The sequence below is a fragment of the Pseudocitrobacter vendiensis genome (assembly GCF_943590815.1).
Taxonomy (GTDB): Bacteria; Pseudomonadota; Gammaproteobacteria; order Enterobacterales; family Enterobacteriaceae; genus Pseudocitrobacter; species Pseudocitrobacter vendiensis.
This window is the reverse complement of the sequence record NZ_CALSBS010000004.1, coordinates 112,324-132,743: the sequence shown is the minus strand read 5'-3', so window position 1 is coordinate 132,743 and position 20,420 is coordinate 112,324. Positions and strand designations below refer to the sequence as shown.

At 55.5% G+C, this 20,420-nt stretch carries 18 protein-coding genes; 10 read left to right on the top strand and 8 right to left on the bottom strand.

The window, feature by feature from the left end; translation table 11 throughout:
* The first annotated feature begins 399 nt into the window (after positions 1-399).
* The 9 genes from NMC31_RS06715 to folA all read left to right on the top strand — a co-directional run bounded on the left by NMC31_RS06715 (position 400) and on the right by folA (position 8,750).
* Positions 400-1,173: an electron transfer flavoprotein FixA gene (locus tag NMC31_RS06715; RefSeq protein WP_253897377.1), complete on the top strand. Its 774-nt coding sequence runs from the start codon at positions 400-402 to the stop codon at positions 1,171-1,173.
* Between the two features lie 11 nt (positions 1,174-1,184).
* A complete protein-coding gene (locus tag NMC31_RS06710) occupies positions 1,185-2,126 on the top strand; it encodes an electron transfer flavoprotein subunit alpha/FixB family protein (protein WP_253897376.1) in 942 nt (313 codons plus the stop codon).
* A 51-nt stretch (positions 2,127-2,177) separates the two neighbouring features.
* Positions 2,178-3,464: an FAD-dependent oxidoreductase gene (locus NMC31_RS06705; protein ID WP_253897375.1), complete on the top strand. Its 1,287-nt coding sequence runs from the start codon at positions 2,178-2,180 to the stop codon at positions 3,462-3,464.
* Positions 3,461-3,748 (top strand): ferredoxin-like protein FixX, encoded by a 288-nt coding sequence (fixX, locus tag NMC31_RS06700; RefSeq protein WP_253897374.1) that lies wholly within the window; start codon positions 3,461-3,463, stop codon positions 3,746-3,748. The genes NMC31_RS06705 and fixX overlap by 4 nt, the downstream gene beginning before the upstream one ends.
* A 123-nt stretch (positions 3,749-3,871) precedes the next feature.
* A complete protein-coding gene (locus NMC31_RS06695) occupies positions 3,872-5,203 on the top strand; it encodes an MFS transporter (RefSeq protein ID WP_253897373.1) in 1,332 nt (443 codons plus the stop codon).
* 103 nt (positions 5,204-5,306) lie between these two features.
* Positions 5,307-5,540: a YgdI/YgdR family lipoprotein gene (locus tag NMC31_RS06690; protein ID WP_253897372.1), complete on the top strand. Its 234-nt coding sequence runs from the start codon at positions 5,307-5,309 to the stop codon at positions 5,538-5,540.
* A gap of 139 nt (positions 5,541-5,679) precedes the next feature.
* Complete coding sequence (gene kefF, locus NMC31_RS06685; RefSeq protein ID WP_253897371.1) at positions 5,680-6,210, top strand: glutathione-regulated potassium-efflux system oxidoreductase KefF; 531 nt, start codon at positions 5,680-5,682, stop codon at positions 6,208-6,210.
* The gene (gene kefC / locus NMC31_RS06680) at positions 6,203-8,071 is read left to right on the top strand and encodes a glutathione-regulated potassium-efflux system protein KefC (protein WP_149463069.1); all 1,869 of its coding nucleotides are present in this window, start codon (positions 6,203-6,205) and stop codon (positions 8,069-8,071) included. Before kefF ends, kefC begins: the two co-directional genes overlap by 8 nt.
* A 199-nt stretch (positions 8,072-8,270) precedes the next feature.
* A complete protein-coding gene (gene folA, locus NMC31_RS06675; RefSeq protein ID WP_041686321.1) occupies positions 8,271-8,750 on the top strand; it encodes a type 3 dihydrofolate reductase in 480 nt (159 codons plus the stop codon).
* A 113-nt stretch (positions 8,751-8,863) separates the two neighbouring features.
* Here the strand turns inward: folA and apaH are convergent, their stop codons facing one another.
* Genes apaH through lptD form a run of 6 tightly spaced genes read right to left on the bottom strand, consistent with a single transcriptional unit; the run spans position 8,864 to position 15,589 of the window.
* Positions 8,864-9,712: a bis(5'-nucleosyl)-tetraphosphatase (symmetrical) ApaH gene (gene apaH / locus NMC31_RS06670; protein ID WP_253897370.1), complete on the bottom strand. Its 849-nt coding sequence runs from the start codon at positions 9,710-9,712 to the stop codon at positions 8,864-8,866.
* A gap of 6 nt (positions 9,713-9,718) precedes the next feature.
* Positions 9,719-10,096, bottom strand: coding sequence for a Co2+/Mg2+ efflux facilitator ApaG/CorD (gene apaG / locus NMC31_RS06665; RefSeq protein WP_149463071.1), 378 nt, complete (start codon positions 10,094-10,096; stop codon positions 9,719-9,721).
* A gap of 3 nt (positions 10,097-10,099) precedes the next feature.
* Positions 10,100-10,921 (bottom strand): 16S rRNA (adenine(1518)-N(6)/adenine(1519)-N(6))-dimethyltransferase RsmA, encoded by an 822-nt coding sequence (gene rsmA / locus NMC31_RS06660; protein ID WP_108475510.1) that lies wholly within the window; start codon positions 10,919-10,921, stop codon positions 10,100-10,102.
* Positions 10,918-11,907 (bottom strand): 4-hydroxythreonine-4-phosphate dehydrogenase PdxA, encoded by a 990-nt coding sequence (gene pdxA / locus NMC31_RS06655; protein WP_253897369.1) that lies wholly within the window; start codon positions 11,905-11,907, stop codon positions 10,918-10,920. The genes rsmA and pdxA overlap by 4 nt, the downstream gene beginning before the upstream one ends.
* On the bottom strand, positions 11,907-13,193 hold the full coding sequence (surA, locus tag NMC31_RS06650) for a peptidylprolyl isomerase SurA (protein WP_253897368.1): 1,287 nt from the start codon (positions 13,191-13,193) through the stop codon (positions 11,907-11,909). The genes pdxA and surA overlap by 1 nt, the downstream gene beginning before the upstream one ends.
* 56 nt (positions 13,194-13,249) lie before the next feature.
* Positions 13,250-15,589 carry an LPS assembly protein LptD gene (lptD, locus tag NMC31_RS06645; protein ID WP_253897367.1) on the bottom strand — a complete coding sequence of 780 codons (2,340 nt, stop codon included), beginning with the start codon at positions 15,587-15,589 and terminating at the stop codon, positions 13,250-13,252.
* A gap of 184 nt (positions 15,590-15,773) precedes the next feature.
* On the opposite strand from lptD, the gene djlA reads away from it, so the two are divergent.
* Positions 15,774-16,592 (top strand): co-chaperone DjlA, encoded by an 819-nt coding sequence (gene djlA / locus NMC31_RS06640; protein ID WP_253897366.1) that lies wholly within the window; start codon positions 15,774-15,776, stop codon positions 16,590-16,592.
* A gap of 120 nt (positions 16,593-16,712) precedes the next feature.
* On the opposite strand, the gene rluA is transcribed toward djlA, so the two are convergent.
* Complete coding sequence (gene rluA / locus NMC31_RS06635; protein ID WP_149463076.1) at positions 16,713-17,372, bottom strand: bifunctional tRNA pseudouridine(32) synthase/23S rRNA pseudouridine(746) synthase RluA; 660 nt, start codon at positions 17,370-17,372, stop codon at positions 16,713-16,715.
* Between the two features lie 12 nt (positions 17,373-17,384).
* Positions 17,385-20,291 carry an RNA polymerase-associated protein RapA gene (gene rapA / locus NMC31_RS06630; protein ID WP_149463077.1) on the bottom strand — a complete coding sequence of 969 codons (2,907 nt, stop codon included), beginning with the start codon at positions 20,289-20,291 and terminating at the stop codon, positions 17,385-17,387.
* Positions 20,292-20,420: the final 129 nt, after the last annotated feature.

Sequence of the window (20,420 nt, the reverse complement as noted above, 5' to 3'; positions counted from 1 at the left end):
ATAACTATTTAACCTTAAAGTGGCGTTGGAAAGTAATTCATAATGGGTATTCGAATTCAGGCATTCCGTGATATTTGTCACACTTTTTTGCGTGAGGATAATTGCGAGGAATAAGATAAATTATCTTTATTAATCATATGGATATTGGTTTTCAAATGGCTAATTGAGACCGTTATCTTTCAATATTGGTGATCCGCCAAACAATATTGAAAATCTCACAAATGAGAACCGTGTGTTCAATATTGTTGAGATAGATAACATTATTGAAAGTTGTATTTTTCAGCGTGTGACATTTTCAATATTGGTGATTATTGTTTTATTTCCGAATTAAAGTGCGTGATATCTATATTTACCACCGCCGATATGGACGATGATCCCTTCATGATTTCTGGAGATGCAATGAAGATAATTACTTGCTACAAGTGCGTGCCTGATGAACAGGATATTGCGATCAATAACGCTGATGGTTCATTAGATTTCAGCAAAGCGGATGCGAAGATCAGCCAGTACGATCTCAACGCCATCGAAGCCGCTTGCCAGTTAAAACAACAGGCCGCAGACGCTCAGGTGATTGCCATGAGCGTGGGCGGTAAGGCGCTGACCAACGTCAAAGGCCGCAAAGATGTGCTCTCTCGCGGGCCGGATGAACTGGTTGTGGTGATTGACGATCAATTCGAACACGCGTTGCCGCAGCACACGGCCGCCGCGCTGGCCGCTGCGGCACAGAAGTCTGGCTTTGATCTGATTGTGTGCGGTGACGGCTCCTCTGATCTTTATGCGCAGCAGGTGAGCCTGCTGGTGGGCGAAACCCTGGGTATCCCGGCGGTAAACGGCGTCAGCAAGATCCTGTCACTTACCGACAACACCCTCACCGTTGAGCGCGAACTGGAAGATGAAACCGAAACGCTGGCCATCCCGTTGCCGGCGGTGGTGGCTGTCTCAACCGATATCAATACCCCACAGATTCCTTCAATGAAAGCCATTCTGGGCGCGGCGAAAAAACCGGTTCAGGTGTGGTCGCCCGCGGATATTGGCTTCACCGCACAGGAAAGTACCTCTTCACAGCAGGTTGCCGCGCCGAAACAGCGCGAGCGTCAGCGCATCATCATTGAAGGTGATGGCGAAGAACAGGTCGCCAAATTTGTCGATCATCTGCGCAAAATCATTAACTAATAGGGGATGTTATGAGCAAGTTTTCCAGTGTCTGGGTATTCAGCGATACCCCTTCTCGCCTGCCGGAACTGATGAGTGGTGCACAGGTATTAGGCGAAAAAATCCATACGTTCACCCTTAGCGACGCGGATAGCGCGCTGGCGTTCCAGTTGAGGGCCAATCAGGTATGGCAACTGTGTGGCAAGCCGGACGATCGCATGATGGAAGATTATGCGGGCGTGATGGCTGATACCATTCGCCAGCAGGGGGCGAACGGCCTCGTACTGCTGCCAAACAGCCGTCGCGGCAAATTGCTGGCGGCGAAACTCGGTTTCCGCTTGTCGGCAGCGGTCTCTAACGATGCCAGCGCGGTTGTGGCGCAAGAGGGTAGTGTTGCGGTTAAACATATGGTGTATGGCGGCCTGGCGATTGGCGAAGAGACGATCCGCTCGCCGTTTGCAGTAATGACGATCAGCAGCGGAACGTTTGATGCCGTACTGCCGAATGGATCGCTCAGCGGCGAGGCGCAGAAAGTCGAGTGGCAAGCCCCTGCGGTAGCGATCGCCCGTACGGCGACAAAGCCGCGCCAGAGCAGCAATGTTGATCTGGACAAAGCACGTCTGGTGGTCAGCGTGGGTCGCGGTATCGGCAGCAAAGAGAATATCCCGCTTGCCGAGGCGCTGTGTCAGGCGATCGGCGCTGAACTGGCCTGTTCTCGCCCGGTGGCGGAAAACGAAAAATGGATGGAGCATGAGCGCTATGTCGGTATCTCCAATCTGATGCTGAAACCGGAGCTCTATCTGGCAGTCGGTATTTCCGGACAGATCCAGCATATGGTCGGCGCGAACGGCGCACAGACGATCTGCGCGATCAATAAAGATAAAAACGCGCCGATCTTCCAGTATGCCGATTACGGCATCGTGGGCGATCTGATGAAGATCCTGCCTGAGCTGACCCGCGCGTTAGCCCGATAACGTCCATCTACAGGGCGTTTCGCGCCCTGTCTTCTGACTTCTGGAGTGGTTATGTCTGAAGATATCTTTGATGCCATTATCGTCGGCGCCGGGCTTGCGGGTTCGGTGGCGGCGCTGGTGCTGGCCCGTGAAGGCGCCGATGTGCTGGTTATCGAACGCGGTAACTCTGCGGGCGCGAAAAATGTCACCGGTGGGCGTATTTATGCGCACAGCCTGGAGCGCATCATTCCTGGCTTTGCCGACACCGCGCCCGTTGAGCGGCGTATCACCCATGAAAAACTCGCCTTTATGACCGAAAAAGGGGCGATGACCATGGACTACCTCAACGGTGAAGAGGCCGGTGCATCGCAGGTCTCTTATTCGGTACTACGCAGTAAATTTGATGCCTGGCTAATGGCGCAGGCGGAAGAGGCGGGCGCGCAGTTGATCACCGGGATCCGCGTCGATAACGTGGTACAGCGCGACGGCAAAGTGGTCGGCGTGGAAGCGGATGGCGATATCCTCGAAGCGAAGGTGGTTATCCTCGCTGACGGTGTGAATTCTCTGCTGGCGGAAAAACTCGGTATGGCGAAGCGCGTGGATGCCGCCAACGTGGCCGTCGGGGTGAAAGAACTGATCGAACTGCCGAAATCGGTGATTGAAGATCGCTTCCAGCTTCAGGGCAACGAAGGCGCGGCCTGCCTGTTTGCCGGATCGCCGACCGATGGCCTGATGGGCGGCGGGTTCCTTTATACCAATGAAGACACGCTTTCACTGGGGCTGGTCTGTGGCTTGCACCATCTGAAAGATGCAAAGAAATCCGTACCGCAGATGCTGGAAGATTTTAAACAGCACCCGGCGGTCGTACCGCTGATTGCCGGTGGAAAAATGGTGGAGTATTCGGCGCACGTGGTGCCTGAAGCGGGCATCAATATGCAGCCGGAACTGATCGGCGATGGCGTGTTAATCGCCGGTGACGCTGCCGGGATGTGTATGAACCTTGGCTTTACCATTCGCGGTATGGACCTGGCGGTGGCCGCGGGTGAAGCGGCGGCGAAAGCGGTGTTATCCGCGAAGCAAAATAATGACTTCAGCCGCAACGGCCTGGCATCTTATCGCCAGCATCTGGATAACGGCCCGATGCGCGATATGCGCATGTATCAGCGCCTGCCCGCGTTCCTCGATAACCCACGGATGTTTACGCGTTACCCGGAAATGGTGGTGGGTGTCGCCCGCGACCTGTTCACTGTTGATGGCAGCGCGCCGGTGCCGATGCGCAAAAAAATCCTTCAGCATGCGAAGAAAGTGGGCTTTATCAATCTGATGAAGGACGGCATTAAAGGAGTGACCGTATTATGACTTCCCCTGTGAATGTCGACGTCAAACTGGGCGTCAATAAATTCAATGTCGATGAAGAAAACCCGCACATCATTTTGAAAACAGACCCTGATAAAGCGGCGCTGGACGTGCTGGTAAAAGCCTGCCCCGCCGGGCTGTATAAAAAGCAGGATGACGGCAGCGTGCGGTTCGATTACGCCGGGTGTCTGGAGTGTGGGACCTGCCGCATTCTTGGCCTGGATACGGCGCTGGAAAAATGGGAATACCCGCGCGGCACATTTGGCGTGGAATTTCGGTATGGGTGAGGTTTGCGCCGGATGGCGGCGACGCCTTATCCGACCGGGAAAAACTATCGAATGCTCTTCAGGAATATGTAGGCCGGATAAGCGTTAGCGCCATCCGGCAAAAGGAACAAACAGGACACCACCATGCCGCAGCCCAGAAACTTTGATGACATCAAATTCTCCTCGATTCACCGCAGGATCATGCTGTGGGGAAGCGGCGGGCCGTTTCTGGATGGCTATGTGCTGGTGATAATCGGCGTTGCGCTCGAGCAGCTCACGCCTTTCCTGAAACTGGACGCAGAATGGATTGGTTTGCTCGGTGCGGCGACGCTGGCCGGGTTATTCGTGGGCACCACGCTGTTTGGCTACATTTCCGATAAGGTCGGGCGGCGTAAAATGTTTCTCATCGATATCATCGCTATTGGGGTGATATCGGTCGCCACCATGTTTGTCTCTTCGCCCGTTGAGCTGCTGGTAATGCGCGTACTGATTGGCATTGTGATTGGTGCGGATTACCCCATCGCTACCTCCATGATCACCGAATTTTCCAATACCCGTCAGCGTGCGTTCTCCATCGGTTTTATCGCCGCGATGTGGTACGTCGGTGCGACCTGCGCCAACCTGGTGGGATACTGCCTGTATGACGTTGAGGGCGGCTGGCGCTGGATGCTGGGCAGCGCTTTTATTCCTTGCCTGATCATTCTGATTGGTCGTTTCGACCTGCCGGAATCGCCGCGCTGGCTGCTGCGCAAGGGAAGGGTAGAAGAGTGCCAGCAGATGATGATCAAACTGTTTGGCGAACCCGTCACATTCGATGATGAACCACCGAAAGAGACGCGCTTCCTGCAACTCTTCAATCGCCGCCATTTCCCGTTTGTGCTGTTTGTCGCCGCCATCTGGACCTGCCAGGTGATCCCCATGTTCGCTATCTACACCTTCGGGCCGCAAATCGTCGGCCTGTTGGGCTGGGAGCAGGGCAGAAGCGCGGCGCTCGGTAACGTGGTGATCAGCCTCTTCTTTATGCTGGGCTGCGTGCCGGCGATGTTCTGGCTTAACAGCGTTGGAAGGCGAATGTTGCTCATCGGCAGTTTTTTGATGATGACCCTGGCGTTGGCCTTGCTCGGCGTGGTGTCTAACCTGGGGATTGGGCTGGTGGTGTTCGCGTTTGCGGTGTACGCATTTTTCTCCGGTGGGCCGGGTATTCTGCAATGGCTCTATCCTAATGAGCTTTTCCCAACGGATATCCGCGCGTCTGCCGTGGGGGTGATCATGTCGCTGAGCCGGGTGGGGACGATAATCTCGACCTGGGCGCTGCCGGTATTTATTACCCGTTATGGGATTAATAATGTGATGCTGATCGGCGCGGGCATCTCTTTTGTTGGATTGGCCATTTCCGTGATGTTTGCGCCTGAAACGCGAGGGATGTCGTTGACGCAGACGGCAAATATGACGATTCGCGGCAAGCCAGTGCCCTGAAAAAGTCACCTTAGGAGTGTTCTGGTTCTTACACGTACATCAGCACGTTAGTCTATAGTTAACAATTAATTGACAAAAGATGTCTGAGAACAGGGAGAACACCATGCAAAAACATATCGTAATCACCTCTATTTTAACTGCCGCAGCACTGTTTACCGTCGTGGGCTGTTCATCGAATCAGTCTGTGAAAACCACCGATGGCCGGACGATTGTGACCGACGGCAAGCCGCAGGTGGACGATGACACCGGGCTGGTCTCTTACGAAAATGCTGAAACCGGCAAAACTGAGCAGATTAACCGTGACCAGGTTAAATCCATGAACGAGCTCAACAACTGATTTTTGATTTTGATGATGGGTGGCCGCGCCACCCACGTACCTGTCGCGCAACTCCCCCCTAATTGTACTGTTAGCCAGGCCTCTGGCGGTCTACACTGTGTTTGTTACATAACAATAATGCAGTGAAAACAGGCTAAACATGATTCTCATTATTTATGCGCATCCTTATCCGCAGCACTCGCATGCGAATAAGCGGATGCTTGATCAGGTAAGGACGCTGGACGATGTAGAGGTTCGCTCCCTCTACAGCCTCTATCCAGATTTCAATATCGATATCGCCGCGGAGCAGGACGCGCTGAGCCGCGCTGACCTCATCATCCTTCAACACCCTATGCAATGGTACAGCACGCCGCCGCTGCTTAAGCTGTGGATGGACAAAGTGCTGTCGCATGGCTGGGCGTATGGTCACGGCGGAACCGCGCTGCACGGTAAAAGTATGCTGTGGGCGGTCACGACCGGTGGGGCAGAAAGCCACTTTGAAATTGGCTCACACCCTGGGTTTGACGTGCTGGCGCAGCCGCTGGAGGCTACGGCGATTTACTGCGGCCTGAAGTGGCTGCCGCCGTTTACTCTTCACAGCACCTTTATCTGCGACGAAGAAACGCTGCAGGCGAAGGCCCGTCATTACAAACAGCGTTTGCTGGCCTGGCAGGAGGATAGCCGTGGATAACCATACTCTGATTCAGGCGCTGATTTATCTGGGCTCCGCCGCGCTGATTGTACCGATCGCCGTTCGTCTCGGGCTGGGCTCGGTGCTCGGTTATCTGATTGCCGGTTGTATTATCGGCCCGTGGGGCCTGCGCCTGGTGACTGACGCGGAGTCGATTCTGCACTTCGCCGAAATTGGCGTGGTATTGATGCTGTTCGTCATTGGCCTTGAGCTGGACCCGAAACGTTTGTGGAAACTGCGCGCCTCGGTATTTGGCGGCGGCCTGCTGCAGATGGTGGTGTGCGGTGCCTTAATTGGCTTGTTCTGTATGTTCCTCGGCCTGCGCTGGCAGGTGGCGGAACTGATCGGTATGACGCTGGCGCTCTCCTCAACGGCGATTGCCATGCAGGCAATGAACGAACGTAATTTGACCGTCTCTCAGGTCGGACGTAGCGCATTTGCAGTGCTGTTGTTCCAGGATATCGCGGCAATCCCGCTGGTGGCGATGATCCCGCTGCTGGCGACCAGCGGGGCATCCACCACGTTGGGCGCATTTGCCTTTTCTGCGCTTAAGGTGGCAGGAGCACTGGTGCTGGTGGTCCTGCTGGGGCGCTACGTCACGCGGCCCGTACTGCGTTTTGTGGCGCGTTCCGGCCTGCGAGAAGTGTTCAGTGCCGTGGCGCTGTTCCTGGTCTTCGGTTTTGGTTTCCTGCTGGAAGAAGTGGGCCTGTCGATGGCGATGGGCGCGTTTCTGGCGGGCGTATTGCTGGCGAGTTCGGAATACCGACACGCGCTGGAAAGCGATATTGAACCGTTTAAAGGTTTGTTGCTGGGGTTGTTCTTCATTGGCGTCGGTATGTCTATCGACTTCGGCACGCTTATCGATCACCCGCTGCGTATTGTGACGCTGCTGTTTGGCTTCCTGATTATTAAATCGGTCATGCTGTGGCTTATCGCGAAACCGTTGCAGGTACCGCGCTCGCAGCGCGCCTGGTTTGCGGTATTGCTGGGGCAGGGGAGTGAATTCGCGTTCGTCGTCTTTGGCGCGGCGCAGATGGCAAACGTGCTGGACGCTGACTGGGCGAAAGCTCTAACGCTGGCTGTGGCCTTGTCGATGGCGGCGACCCCGATTTTGCTGGTGCTGCTGACCCGCATGGAAGCACGTAAAAGCGGCGGTGAACAGCGAGAAGCGGATCAGATTGATGAAGAGCAGCCGCGCGTGATTATCGCCGGCTTTGGTCGTTACGGTCAGATAACCGGTCGTCTGCTGCTCTCCAGCGGCGTGAAAATGGTTATCCTCGATCACGATCCGGATCACGTCGATACCCTGCGTAAATTCGACATGAAGGTCTTTTACGGCGATGCGACGCGCGTCGATATGCTGGAATCGGCGGGAGCGGCGAAAGCGGAAGTGCTGATTAATGCTATCGACGATCCACAAACCAGCTTACAGCTGACTGAACTGGTGAAAGAGCACTTCCCGAACCTGACCGTCATTGCTCGTGCGCGCGATGTAGAGCATTACATTCAGTTGCGTCAGGCGGGGGTAGAATCGCCGGAACGTGAAACCTTCGAGGGTGCGCTGAAGTCGGGTCGCATGGCGCTGGAATCGTTAGGGTTGGGCGCTTATGAGGCGCGGGAACGCGCTGATCTGTTCCGCCGTTTTAATACCCGTATGGTGGAAGAGATGGTGGAAATGGCTGAGAACGATGCCTCCTCGCGTGCGGCCGTGTTTAAACGCACCAGCGCGATGCTGACGGAAATCATTAACGAAGACCGAAATCATCTGTCGGTGATTCAGCGTCACGGCTGGCAGGGAACGGAAGAGGGCAAACACAGTGGCAACCCCGCTGATGAACCAGAGGTTAAGCCCTCTGCCTGAAGGTAAAAATGTGATGTTACGCAGGCTTTACGTCTAACTCGCTGTTTCTATTTACCTGTAATGCTGGCGGTCCACTTCACACCCGTGGGCTCGCCAGCAATTCTGAAAATTTTCGTATTCTTTACTCTGCGCCCAGTCGACGAAAGATTATGCTTTCCGTATAGTGGCGACAATTTTTTTTGTATCCGGGAAACACTCAATGATCAGTCTGATTGCTGCGCTAGCGGTAGATCGCGTCATCGGCATGGAAAACGCCATGCCCTGGAATCTGCCCGCCGATCTGGCGTGGTTTAAACGCAATACCCTTAACAAACCTGTCGTGATGGGGCGTCTGACCTGGGAATCGATCGGTCGCCCGTTGCCGGGCCGTAAAAACATTGTCATCAGCAGCCAGCCGGGCACAGACGATCGTGTTCAGTGGGTTAAATCTGTGGATGAAGCCATTGCCGCCTGCGGCGATGTCGAAGAAATTATGGTGATTGGCGGCGGCCGCGTTTACGAGCAGTTCCTGCCGAAAGCGCACAAGCTGTATCTGACGCATATTGATGCGGAAGTGGAAGGCGACACGCACTTCCCGGATTACGATCCGGACCAGTGGGAATCTGTGTTCAGCGAATTCCACGATGCGGATGAGCAGAATTCGCACAGTTACTGCTTTGAGATTTTAGAGCGTCGATAGGGGCCCTCACCCCGACCCTCTCCCACAGGGAGAGGGAGAAAATCGGTGCCGGGTTCAATATTGAGCAGAGACGTTTCCCTCTCCCTGTGGGAGAGGGTTAGGGTGAGGGGGCGTTACGACGCCACAGCCTCACCCATTCCGGGATCGATATGTCGATTCGAAGCCTGAGTGAAATACTGCTTATCTTCCCAGCGCAGGCAGGTTAACTCTCCGCCCCAGCAGCAGCCCGTATCCAGCGCGTACACGCCTTCTGGCGTACCGCGACCTTCCAGAGACGCCCAGTGGCCAAACACTACGCTGTACTCATCCGTTACCGGACCGGGGATGGCAAACCACGGTTTCAGCGGCGCAGGAGCGTTTTCCGGCGCTTCTTTGGTGTACATATCCAGTTGCCCGTTTGGGAAACAGTAGCGCATGCGGGTGAACGCGTTAGTGATAAAACGCAGACGTGCCAGGCCCGTTAACTGCGGCGACCAGTTATTCGGCATATCGCCATACATGGCGTCCAGGAAAAAGGGATAGGAGTCGCTCGACAGCACCGCTTCAACGTCGCGTGCGCACTGTTTTGCTGTTTCCATGTCCCATTGCGGGGTAATCCCTGCGTGGGCCATCACCAGCTTTTTCTCTTCATCCACCTGCATCAGAGGCTGACGACGCAACCAGTTCAGGAGTTCGTCGGCGTCCGGGGCTTCCAGCAGCGCGTTTAGCCGGTCTTTGGGTTTATTACGGCTGATCCCGGCAAAGACTGCCAGCAAATGCAGATCGTGGTTACCGAGGACGATACGCACGTCGTCGCCCATCGATTTAACATAGCGCAGCACGTCCAGAGAGCCAGGGCCGCGCGCGACCAGGTCGCCGGTCAGCCACAACGTGTCTGTCCCTGGGGTAAACTCCACCTGATCGAGCAATGCGATCAACTCATCAAAGCAACCGTGAATGTCGCCAATAAGGTATGTAGCCATGTGTTTTTAATGGATTAGTGTCGGGACAAAGAGACGGAATACGGGAATGTCGACAGAGAACGGTTTGCCGTCGATATCGACCATTTCATAGCGGCCCTGCATGGTGCCAAGCGGGGTTTCGAGCACCGCACCGCTGGTGTACTGATATTCGTCACCGGGTGCGATATGCGGCTGGACGCCAACGACGCCCTCGCCCTGTACTTCGGTTTCACGACCATGGCCGTTGGTGATGAGCCAGTAGCGGCCCAGTAGCTGAACCTGAGTTCGCCCGAGATTGCGGATGGTTACCGTGTAGGCGAAGACATAACGCTCTTCGTCCGGTAGAGACTGCGATTCAATGTAGACACTTTGAACCTGGACGCAAACTCGCGGCGAATCAATCATGGTCTAGCTCTCCTTCGGCGGCGCATTCTCTGCCAGATAGTTGGCCATCTTGCAGTACTGCGCAACAGAGATATTTTCTGCCCGCATCGTCGGGTCAACGCCAAGTTCTGTCAGAACTTCAACGCTGAACAGGTTGCCGAGACTGTTGCGGATCGTTTTACGACGCTGGTTAAACGCCTCTGTGGTGATGCGGCTCAGCACGCGCACGTCTTTCACCGGATACGGCATGGTGCTGTGCGGCACCAGACGCACGACGGCGGAATCGACTTTTGGCGGTGGCGTAAAGGCGCTCGGCGGCACTTCGAGTACCGGGATAACCTGGCAGTAATACTGCGCCATCACCGTTAAACGACCATACGCCTTGCTGTTCGGACCTGCAACCAGACGGTTAACCACCTCTTTTTGCAACATGAAGTGCATGTCGGCGATCGCATTAGTATAGCTAAACAGATGGAACATCAGCGGCGTCGAGATGTTATACGGCAGGTTGCCGAATACGCGCAGCGGCTGGCCCAGCGTTTGCGAAAGCTCACCAAAGTTCATGGTCATGGCGTCCTGCTGATAAATGGTCAGCTTCGGCCCCAGGAACGGGTGCGTTTTCAGACGTGCGGCGAGGTCACGGTCAAGTTCGATGACGGTCAGTTCGTCAAGACGTTCGCCAACCGGCTCGGTCAATGCGGCAAGACCCGGGCCGATTTCAACCATCGCCTGGCCTTTCTGCGGATTGATCGCCGAAACGATGCTGTCAATAACGAACTGATCGTTAAGGAAGTTTTGCCCGAAACGTTTACGGGCTAAGTGGCCCTGATGGACTCGATTATTCATTTAGAGTTAACAATCATTTTGATGGCGAGATTAAGCGCCGTAATAAAACTGCCGACCTCTGCTTTTCCGTGACCAGCCAGTTCAAGGGCAGTGCCGTGATCAACAGAGGTTCGAATAAAGGGTAAACCGAGGGTGATATTCACGCCACGGCCAAAGCCCTGGTATTTTAGCACGGGTAGGCCCTGATCGTGGTACATTGCGAGCACCGCATCGGCATTATCGAGATACTTAGGCTGGAAAAGGGTATCGGCAGGCAGCGGCCCGCTCAAATTCATTCCTTTCGCGCGCAGCGTATTCAGCACCGGAATAATGGTGTCGATCTCTTCCGTGCCCATATGGCCGCCTTCGCCCGCGTGCGGGTTGAGGCCACACACCAGAATATGCGGTTGGGCGATACCAAATTTGGTTTGCAGATCGTGATGCAGGATGGTGATCACTTCGTCGAGTAATTCGACCGTGATTGCATCGCTCACGTCCTTTAACGGCAAATGCGTCGTCGCCAGCGCCACGCGCAGTTCTTCCGTCGCCAGCATCATCACCACTTTCGCCGCGTGCGAGCGCTCTTCAAAGAACTCCGTATGCCCGGTAAAGGGCACGCCTGCGTCGTTAATGATGCCCTTGTGCACCGGCCCGGTAATCAGGGCGGCAAATTCGCCACTCAGACAGCCGTCACAGGCACGTGCCAGCGTATCTACCACATAGTGACCATTCAGCGTGTTAAGCTCGCCTGGCGTCACTGGCGCGCGTAGCGGCACAGAGAGCAGGGTGAGCGTACCGGCGCGTTGCGGTAGGGCGGATTCGTCAGGGGAGTAGGGCAGGAGAGAAAGCGGAAGGCCGAGGAGCGTGGCTCGCTCACTGAGGAGTGCGCCATCGGCGCACACCACCAGTTCAACGGGCCAATCGCGCTGGGCGAACTGGATAACCAGATCCGGACCAATCCCGGCGGGTTCGCCGGGCGTGATCACCACACGATGGGTTGTTGTCATTAGTTGCTCAGAATTTTGACATAAGCGCTGGCGCGTTGTTCCTGCATCCAGGTTGCCGCTTCTTCAGAGAACTTACGGTTCATCAGCATGCGGTAGGCTTTGTCTTTCTGCGCTGCATCGGTGCGGTCAACCTTGCGGGTATCCAGCAGCTCGATCAGGTGCCAGCCGAAGGAAGAGTGAACCGGGGCGCTCATCTGACCTTTGTTCAGTTTCATCAGCGCATCGCGGAACGCAGGATCGTACATATCCGGCGTTGCCCAACCTAAATCACCGCCCTGGTTAGCAGAACCTGGGTCCTGAGAGAGCTCTCTTGCTGCTTTATCGAAGGTGGTTTTACCGCTACGAATATCCGCAGCAACCTGCTCAAGCTTCACGCGCGCCTGCTCGTCGGTCATGATCGGCGACGGTTTCAGCAGAATGTGGCGAGAGTGAACTTCGGTCACGGAGATGCTCTGAGAGCCGCCGCGCATATCGTTGATTTTCAGGATATGGAAGCCGACACCGGAGCGGATCGGGCCAACGATATCGCCTTTTTTGGCGGTCGTCAGCGCCTGCGCAAAGATGCCCGGCAGTTCCTGAATACGGCCCCAGCCCATCTGGCCGCCTTTCAGCGCCTGCTGGTCAGCAGAGTAGGAAATAGCGAGTTTGCCAAAGTCAGCCCCGCCGCGCGCCTGCTCAACGATAGACTCCGCCTGGCTCTGCGCTTCGTTCACCTGGTCAGAAGACGGGTTTTCCGGCAGCGGAATCAGGATGTGGCTCAGATTCAGTTCGGTGCTGGCATCGTTCTGGTCGCCAATCTGGCTTGCCAGTGCGTCCACTTCCTGCGGCAGGACGGAAACGCGACGACGCACTTCGTTGTTACGCACTTCAGAGATGATCATCTCTTTGCGGATCTGGCTGCGATAGGTGCTGTAGTTCAGACCATCGTAAGCCAGACGGCTGCGCATTTGATCCAGCGTCATGTTGTTCTGCTTCGCGATATTCGCGATAGCCTGATCCAGTTGATCGTCAGAGATTTTGACGCCCATTTTCTGACCCATCTGCAGCAGGATCTGGTCCATGATCAGACGTTCCAGAATCTGGTGGCGCAGAGTCGCGTCGTCCGGCAGTTGTTGCCCCGCCTGGCCCGCGTTGAGCTTGACGGATTGCATCAGACCGTTGACGTCGCTCTCAAGTACGACACCATTGTTTACGACGGCTGCTACTTTATCGACAACCTGTGGGGCGGCGAAACTGGTATTCGCGACTAACGCGATACCAAGAAGCAGCGTTTTCCAGTTCTTCATACTTTTTCCATTTCAATTAACAAACCGCTCGGCGGCTTAAGTTTCTGTCAGTGTCGTTACAATGAGTTCTGGTACGGCAGTATGTTCGAACGCAGCATTTGCTGGGTACCCAGACCATAGTTCGAACTCAATCCACGAAGCTCAATATTAAAGCCGATTACGTTATCGTAGACGGCGTGATCTTTCGCCCCTTCGTTATCCCAGCCATTCAGCTTACGTTCGTAGCCGACACGGATGGCATAGCAGCAGGAGTTATACTGCACGCCCAGCATTTGATCGGCCGGTTTATGGCTGTTGGTGTCGAAGTAGTATGCGCCAACAACAGACCAGCGATCGGCAATAGGCCAACTCGCTACGCCGCCCACCTGCGAAATCCCGTTCTTATACTGCTCTGATGTCGAGTAGTTAGACGGCAATGTCGCCTGGATATATTCCGGGCTGGCGTAACGGTAACTCAACTGGACTAAACGGTCCTGGTCACGGCGATACTCAAGGGTGGTGCTACTGGTGGAGATGTTATCCAGACGTTTATCGTACTGGATGCCGCCACGCAGGCCCCAACGGTCGGTCAGACGTAAATAGGTGTCTCCCGCCCACACCAACGAACCGGTGTTGTCATCATTTTGCCAGGTCGTTGTATCATCACCGGTACGAGACTCGGTGAAATAGTAGATTTGACCAATAGAAACGTTAAAACGTTCAATCGCCGATTCATCATATACACGAGATGTGAGGCCGGTCGTTACCTGGTTGGCTGACGCAATGCGGTCAAGGCCGCCGTAGGTACGGTCACGGAACAGCCCGCTGTAGTCAGATTGCAGCAGTGAGGAGTCGTAGTTGTAGATGTTGCTCTGATCGCGATAAGGCACGTACAGGTACTGCGCGCGCGGCTCCAGCGTCTGGGTATAGCCCGCGGACCAGTCCATATCGCGCTCAAACACCATCTTACCGTCGACTTTAAACTGCGGCATCGTGCGGTTGACCGAGTCATCGTACCGGGTATTTTCAACGTTCTTCTGCTGATAGTGCGTCGCTAACAGCTTCGCTTCAGTGTTCAGACTCCCCCAGCCGTTAGAGAGCGGCAGGTTGATTGTCGGCTCAAGGTGCAGACGCGTCGCTTCAGGACGATCGCTGTTGGTGTTAACAAAATTCACCGCCTGGCCGTAGATACGGGTATCGAACGGCCCAACATCGTTCTGATAGAAGTTCACATCCAACTGCGGTTCGGCAGAGTAGGAGTTACTGTTGCTACGGTCGAAGACCTGGAACTGTTTCGTTGACACGGTGGCATCGAAGTTCTGCACCGCATAGCCGACGCTGAATTTTTGCGTGGCGTAGCCGTCGGTACTGGAACCGTATTTGGAGTCAAAGTCGTTGAAGTAGTTCGGGTCGCTGACTTTGGTGTAGTCGACGTTGAAGCGCCACACCTGATCCAGCACGCCCGCATGACGCCAGTAGAACATCCAGCGACGGCTGTTATCGTCATCCGGGTGCTCATCGCTATAGACTTTATCCGATGGCAGGTAATCGAGTTCCATTAAACCTGCGCCCGCTTTGGTCAGGTAACGGAATTCGTTCTCCCACATAATGCCGCCACGTCGGTGCATATAGTGCGGCGTGATGGTCGCATCCATGTTTGGCGCGATGTTCCAGTAGTAAGGCAAATAGAACTCAAAATAGTTCTTGGTGCTGTACCGGGCATTGGGGATCAGGAAACCAGACCGACGCTTATCGCCGATCGGTAACTGTAAATAAGGGCTATAAAAGACCGGAACCGGACCCACTTTAAAACGGGCGTTCCAGATTTCCGCGACTTCTTCTTCACGGTCCTGGATAACTTCAGAACCGACAACGCTCCAGGTGTTTGAACCCGGCAGACACGACGTGAAGGTGCCGTTTTCCAGAATGGTATAACGGTTTTCGCCACGCTGTTTCATCAGATCCGCCGTCCCGCGGCCCTGACGACCCACCATCTGGTAATCACCTTCCCAGACGTTGGTATCTTTCGTATTGAGATTCGACCAGGCTTTCGGACCTTTCAGGATCACCTGGTTATCGTCATAGTGTACATTACCGAGGGCATCAACCGTGCGCACGGGCGCAGTCTGGCCTTCAGGCTGTTTTTGATGAAGCTGAACTTCATCGGCCTGCAAGCGGCTATTTCCCTGGTTGATATCGACATTGCCGGTAAACACCGCGTCATCAGGGTAGTTCCCTTTTGCGTGATCGGCGTTAATCGTGACAGGCAGCTCGTTGGTCTCGCCTTTCACTAAAGGACGGTCGTAGCTCGGCACGCCCAGCATACATTGCGAAGCGAGATCGGCAGCCATGCCCTGCTGGCTGTACAAGGCACTGGCAATCATAGTCGCCAGGAGGGTGGGAATACGTTTTTTCATACGTTGTATTTGTTGTTCCGTCATCTATAGCATTGCGGCTTGCAAACGGTCAGAGACTAACGTACTCAACGGCTTGACGCTAGTATTTATCCTGCCCGTCCCGGCCAGAGGTGTTAGGCACGGCATTGAATGACGGGTATGATAATGCATATTTTAGCCGCTGGCATGACGATTTGGGGAGTATATGCAGTATTGGGGAAAAGTGATTGGTGTGGCCATCGCCTTAATGATGGGTGGCGGGTTCTGGGGCGTGGTCCTCGGATTGCTCGTGGGCCACATGTTTGACAAGGCGCGCAGCCGCCGGATGAACTGGTTTGCGAATCAACAGGAGCGTCAGTCTCTCTTTTTTGCCACCACCTTTGAAGTCATGGGACACCTGACCAAATCGAAAGGGCGTGTCACGGAAGCGGATATTCATATCGCCAGTCTGTTAATGGACCGAATGAACCTGCACGGCGCTTCTCGCACTGCGGCGCAGCAGGCGTTTCGCGTGGGCAAATCAGATAACTATCCGCTGCGTGAAAAAATGCGTCTGTTCCGTAGCGTCTGCTTTGGTCGTTTTGATCTGATTAGGATGTTTCTTGAAATTCAGATTCAGGCGGCGTTTGCGGACGGTTCACTGCATCCGAATGAACGTGACGTGCTGTATGTGATTGCCGAAGAACTCGGGATTTCACGCGCACAGTTCGATCAGTTCCTGCGCATGATGCAGGGCGGGGCGCAATTTGGCGGCGGTTATCAGCAGCAGTCGCAAGGCGCAGGCGGCTGGCAACAGGCGCAGCGCGGCCCGACGCTGGAAGATGCCTGCAACGTGCTCGGCGTGAAAAGCACCGACGATGCGACAACAATCAAACGCGCGTACCGCAAGCTGATGAGCGAACATCACCCGGATAAGCTGGTGGCAAAAGGTTTACCACCTGAAATGATGGAGATGGCGAAGCAGAAGGCGCAGGAAATTCAGCGTGCGTACGAGCTGATTAAGGAACAGAAAGGGTTTAAGTAGGATTGTACTGTGGGGCCCCTCACCCTAACCCTCTCCCACAGGGAGAGGGGACAGACGGTGCTGTTTGCTCCCTCTCCCTGTGGGAGAAGGCCGGGGTGAGGGCATCAGGCCGCAGAGGCTTCAAAAATCCACCGGTGCTTTAAACGTCATACTGTTGCCAAACTCCGGATGCGTGATGGTCAGCGTCTGCGCGTGCAGCAGCAGACGCGGGGCCATCGCCAGCGCTTCGGGCGTCGCGTAAAAGCGATCGCCCAGAATCGGATGCCCTAACGCCAGCATGTGCACGCGCAACTGGTGCGAGCGCCCGGTAATCGGCTTTAGCAACACGCGGGCGGTGTTATCATCCGCGTACTCCAGCACTTCATACTCCGTCTGCGCCGCTTTGCCGGTTTCGTAACACACTTTCTGCTTAGGTCGGTTCGGCCAGTCGCAAATCAGCGGTAAATCCACCAGACCCTCTGCCGGTTTTGGGTGCCCCCAAACGCGCGCCACGTACTGTTTTTTCGGTTCGCGTTCGCGGAACTGACGTTTAAGCTCGCGCTCAGCCGCTTTGGTCAGGGCCACCACAATCACACCGCTGGTCGCCATATCCAGGCGATGGACGGATTCGGCCTGCGGATAGTCGCGCTGCACACGCAGCATCACGCTATCTTTATGCTCTTCCTGACGGCCTGGCACGGACAACAAGCCGCTCGGCTTGTTGACCACCATAATGTGCTCGTCCTGATAGAGAATCACCAGCCACGGATCCTGCGGCGGATTGTAGTTTTCCATTCCCATAGCGGGCTCCTGTTACTGGTGCGTCACAACGATCAGACGCAACGCATCCAGACGCCAGCCAGCCTGCGACAGGCTTTCCATCACCTGCTGGCGGTTGCTTTCAATAGCGGAAAGCTCGTCATCACGAATGTTCGGGTTCACCGCTTTCAGGGCTTCCAGACGCGACAGTTCGGCACTCAGTTTTTCATCGGCTTCACTGCGAGCAGAATCGATCAGCGCCTGCGCGGCTTTGGCAATCTGGCCTTCACCCAGTTGCAGAATCGCGTGAACGTCCTGCTGTACGGCGTTAACCAGCTTGCTGCCCGTGTGGCGGTTTACCGCGCTCAACTGGCGGTTGAAGGTTTCAAATTCCACCTGTGCCGCCAGGTTGGTGCCGTTTTTATCCAGCAGCATGCGCACCGGCGTTGGCGGCAGGAAGCGGTTGAGCTGCAGTTGTTTCGGCGCATTGGCTTCCACGACGTAAATCAGTTCGACCAGCAGCGTACCGACCGGAAGCGCTTTGTTTTTCAGCAGGGAAATTGTGCTGCTGCCCGTATCGCCGGAGAGGATAAGATCCAGACCATTGTGGATAATCGGGTGTTCCCAGGTGAGGAACTGCGCGTCTTCACGGGACAGCGCAATATCACGCTCGAAGGTCACTGTGCAGCCATCTTCCGGCAGGCCCGGGAAGTCAGGGACCAGCATATGGTCAGATGGCGTCAGGACAATCAGGTTCTCGCCACGATCGTCCTGGTTGATACCGACGATATCAAACAGGTTCATGGCGAAGGCGATCAGGTTAGTGTCGTCATCCTGCTCTTCAATACTTTCGGCGAGCGCCTGCGCTTTCTCTCCGCCGTTGGAGTGGATTTCCAGTAGACGGTCACGGCCCTGTTCCAGCTGCGCTTTCAGCGCATCGTGCTGTTCGCGACAGGTTTTTATCAGTTCATCAAAGCCTTCGCTGTTTTCCGGCGCGGCTAAGTAGTTGATTAACTGATCGTGCACGCTGTCATAGATGGTGCGACCGGTCGGGCAGGTGTGCTCGAACGCGTCGAGACCTTCATGGAACCAGCGAACCAGCACGGACTGCGCGGTGCGTTCCAGATAGGGCACGTGGATTTGAATATCGTGCGCCTGACCGATACGGTCCAGACGACCAATACGCTGCTCCAGCAGGTCCGGGTTGAACGGCAGGTCAAACATCACCAGGTTGCTGGCAAACTGGAAGTTACGCCCTTCAGAACCGATTTCAGAACACAGCAGCACCTGCGCGCCGCTGTCTTCTTCACCAAACCAGGCCGCTGCGCGGTCGCGTTCGATGATCGACATCCCTTCATGGAACACGGCGGCGCGGATACCCTCGCGCTCGCGCAGAACCTGTTCCAGTTGCAGCGCGGTGGCGGCTTTGGCGCAAATCACCAGCACTTTCTGTGAGCGGTGGCTGGTCAGGTAACCCATCAGCCATTCCACGCGCGGGTCGAAGTTCCACCAGGTGCCGGTATCGCCTTCAAATTCCTGATAAATCTGCTCCGGATAAAGCATGTCGCGAGCGCGTTCTTCCGCACTCTTACGCGCGCCCATAATGCCGGAGACTTTAATCGCGGTTTGATACTGCGTCGGCAGCGGCAGTTTGATGGTGTGCAGCTCGCGTTTCGGGAACCCTTTCACACCGTTACGGGTATTGCGGAACAGCACGCGGCTGGTGCCGTGGCGGTCCATCAACATGCTGATCAGCTCCTGGCGTGCGGCTTCTGCGCCATCGCGGTCGCTGTTCGCCGTTTGCAGCAGGGCTTCGATATCCTGCTCGCCAATCAACTCGCCCAGGGTGTTCAGCTCGTCGTTGCTGAGTTTGTTGCCCGCCAGCAGCAGCGCGACCGCGTCGGCCACCGGGCGATAGTTTTTCTGTTCTTCGACAAACTGCTCAAAATCGTGGAAGCGGTTCGGGTCGAGCAGGCGCAGACGCGCAAAGTGGCTCTCCATCCCCAGCTGTTCCGGCGTCGCGGTCAGCAGCAGGACGCCCGGCACGCGTTCCGCCAACTGTTCGATGCACTGATATTCACGGCTTGGCGCCTCTTCGCTCCACACCAGGTGATGGGCTTCATCGACCACCATGATGTCCCATTCGGCATCGCACAAATGCTCCAGACGCTGCTTGTTACGACGCACGAAGTCCAGCGAGCAAATGACCAGCTGTTCGGTTTCAAACGGGTTATAGGCGTCGTGCTGCGCTTCGGCATAACGCTCATCGTCAAACAGCGCAAAGCGCAGGTTGAAGCGGCGCAGCATCTCAACCAGCCACTGGTGCTGGAGGGTTTCCGGCACAATGATCAACACGCGCTGGGCCGCGCCAGAAAGCAACTGCTGATGCAGGATCATCCCGGCTTCGATGGTTTTACCTAAACCGACTTCATCGGCCAGCAGCACGCGCGGCGCGTGGCGACGACCCACATCGTGGGCGATGTTGAGCTGGTGAGGGATCAGGCTGGTACGCTGACCACGCAGGCCGCTGTACGGCATGCGGTACTGCTCGCTCTGATATTTACGCGCACGGTAACGCAGGGCAAAGCGATCCATACGGTCGATTTGCCCGGCAAACAGGCGGTCTTGTGGTTTGCTGAAAACCAGTTTGCTGTCGAGCAGCACTTCGCGCAGCACGACATTGGCTTCTTCCGTATCCAGACGGGTGCCGACATAGGCCAACAGGCCTTTTTCTTCAATAACTTCATCAACGTGCAACTGCCAGCCATCATGGCTTGTGATCGTGTCGCCAGGATTGAACATCACGCGGGTCACGGGGGAGTCGCTTCGGGCATACAGACGGTTCTCTCCGGTAGCCGGAAAGAGCAGGGTGACGGTGCGTGCATCCATTGCAACAACAGTACCAAGTCCCAGTTCGCTTTCTGTATCGCTGATCCAGCGTTGACCAAGTGTAAAAGGCATAAGTGTTCGGCTCTATCTCTTTGTAAATTGCAGGCAATACCCATCCACCGCCTGAAGGAGAGGCGGCGAATGAATGAGGTCCAGGAATGGAAAGGGCGCTATGGTACTGGATGGCGCGGCGTTAGTCAC

Bases quoted from the DNA above. Each gene is read 5' to 3' on its own strand.
- NMC31_RS06715 (WP_253897377.1), top strand. From the start codon at position 400: ATGAAGATAATTACTTGCTACAAGTGCGTGCCTGATGAACAGGATATT.
- NMC31_RS06710 (WP_253897376.1), top strand. From the start codon at position 1,185: ATGAGCAAGTTTTCCAGTGTCTGGGTATTCAGCGATACCCCTTCTCGC.
- NMC31_RS06705 (WP_253897375.1), top strand. From the start codon at position 2,178: ATGTCTGAAGATATCTTTGATGCCATTATCGTCGGCGCCGGGCTTGCG.
- fixX (WP_253897374.1), top strand. From the start codon at position 3,461: ATGACTTCCCCTGTGAATGTCGACGTCAAACTGGGCGTCAATAAATTC.
- NMC31_RS06695 (WP_253897373.1), top strand. From the start codon at position 3,872: ATGCCGCAGCCCAGAAACTTTGATGACATCAAATTCTCCTCGATTCAC.
- NMC31_RS06690 (WP_253897372.1), top strand. From the start codon at position 5,307: ATGCAAAAACATATCGTAATCACCTCTATTTTAACTGCCGCAGCACTG.
- kefF (WP_253897371.1), top strand. From the start codon at position 5,680: ATGATTCTCATTATTTATGCGCATCCTTATCCGCAGCACTCGCATGCG.
- folA (WP_041686321.1), top strand. From the start codon at position 8,271: ATGATCAGTCTGATTGCTGCGCTAGCGGTAGATCGCGTCATCGGCATG.
- apaH (WP_253897370.1), bottom strand. From the start codon at position 9,712: ATGGCTACATACCTTATTGGCGACATTCACGGTTGCTTTGATGAGTTG.
- apaG (WP_149463071.1), bottom strand. From the start codon at position 10,096: ATGATTGATTCGCCGCGAGTTTGCGTCCAGGTTCAAAGTGTCTACATT.
- rsmA (WP_108475510.1), bottom strand. From the start codon at position 10,921: ATGAATAATCGAGTCCATCAGGGCCACTTAGCCCGTAAACGTTTCGGG.
- pdxA (WP_253897369.1), bottom strand. From the start codon at position 11,907: ATGACAACAACCCATCGTGTGGTGATCACGCCCGGCGAACCCGCCGGG.
- surA (WP_253897368.1), bottom strand. From the start codon at position 13,193: ATGAAGAACTGGAAAACGCTGCTTCTTGGTATCGCGTTAGTCGCGAAT.
- lptD (WP_253897367.1), bottom strand. From the start codon at position 15,589: ATGAAAAAACGTATTCCCACCCTCCTGGCGACTATGATTGCCAGTGCC.
- djlA (WP_253897366.1), top strand. From the start codon at position 15,774: ATGCAGTATTGGGGAAAAGTGATTGGTGTGGCCATCGCCTTAATGATG.
- rluA (WP_149463076.1), bottom strand. From the start codon at position 17,372: ATGGGAATGGAAAACTACAATCCGCCGCAGGATCCGTGGCTGGTGATT.
- rapA (WP_149463077.1), bottom strand. From the start codon at position 20,291: ATGCCTTTTACACTTGGTCAACGCTGGATCAGCGATACAGAAAGCGAA.